This window comes from Streptomyces milbemycinicus, assembly GCF_002154605.1.
Taxonomy (GTDB): domain Bacteria; phylum Actinomycetota; class Actinomycetes; order Streptomycetales; family Streptomycetaceae; genus Streptomyces; species Streptomyces milbemycinicus.
Genome location: NZ_MUNE01001023.1, coordinates 1 through 1,076 on the forward strand (window position 1 = coordinate 1; position 1,076 = coordinate 1,076).

At 74.5% G+C, this 1,076-nt stretch carries 2 protein-coding genes; one reads left to right on the forward strand and one right to left on the reverse strand.

From position 1 onward, the window contains the following. The coding region (locus CCN51_RS50555) for a lantibiotic dehydratase (protein ID WP_211303340.1) at positions 1 to 812 on the reverse strand (812 nt) is incomplete at its 3' end. Between the two features lie 74 nt (positions 813 to 886). On the opposite strand from CCN51_RS50555, the gene CCN51_RS56785 reads away from it, so the two are divergent. Next, positions 887 to 1,076: hypothetical protein (locus tag CCN51_RS56785; protein WP_211303341.1), on the forward strand; the 190-nt coding region annotated here is incomplete at its 3' end.

Consider the following 1,076-nt stretch of genomic DNA (forward strand, 5'->3'; position numbering starts at 1 on the left):
GCCCCGGGGCCGGGGGCGATCAGGCGGAGGGTGCCGTCGGCGACGTTCAGCGCCGGGTTGAGGCGCAGCCGCAAGGTGTCCCGCAGGGCCGGATGGGCGCGCAGCAGACCGTCGGCGATGCGGCGCAGCCGGGCGAGGTTGAGTTCGGCGGTCGTGGTGCGCCGCTCCAGGTCTCCGGTGTGCAGCCAGGGGCCGTGGGCGGTCCAGCGGCCTTGGCCGGTGGCGGTGAACGTCCCCTGCGGGCTGGTCTTCACGGCGGCCCGGGAGAGATAACGGGCCAGGCTGACCAGGGCCTTGGTGCCGGGAGTCGGGTGTCCCGGGGCGGCGATCCAGCGCTCCAGGACGTCGTCGAGCTCGGGCGTGGCGTGCAGCAGCCCCTGCCGGAAGCGAGGGTGCGCGAGGTCTTCCCGCAGCGCGGCGAGCGAGTCGTGTGTCTCTTCCTGGAGCACGGCCGCCAGGGACTCGGTGTGTTCCCCGCACTGGGCACGTCGGTCGAGCCAGCCCCGGATCCGGCCGACGAGCGGGCCGGGCAGCGCGGCCCGTACGTCTGTGTTCCATTCGGCGGCCCGTGGTGAGCGGCCCTGATGGACCGCCCGGCGCAGCCCGATGACCCGGGGCCTGAGGGCGGGTTCGGGCAGTGCCCCGATGACCAGGTGCAGGGCGTCGGCGATACGGCGGCCCTCCTCGGCGACCTGTTCCCGCGTCTGAAGGATGTGCTCGGCGAGCTCGAAGCTCTTCGGCGTGTTCAGGACGGCGAGCGTGGAGCGGGGGACCCCGGCGACACGCACCACCGGGTCGGGCGGGGTGTTCATGGCAGCGCTCCAGAGGTGGCGAGGCGGACGGGGATACGGAGGCGGGGTTCGGGCCACGCACGGCCAATGGTGATGTGGCACGTCACGTCAGCCACGCCGGGGATCAGCCCAAGGAGAGTCGTAGCGGCGGGGGTTGGCGCGTCGTCGCACCACGCGGCGAGCCCCGCGGCGGATGCGGCGACACGCACTCGCAGTGCGTCTGCGGCGCGCGGGGTCCCGTGCCCGCCGACGAGGTGCACGATGGCCGCGGCGCCGGCGAGGGCC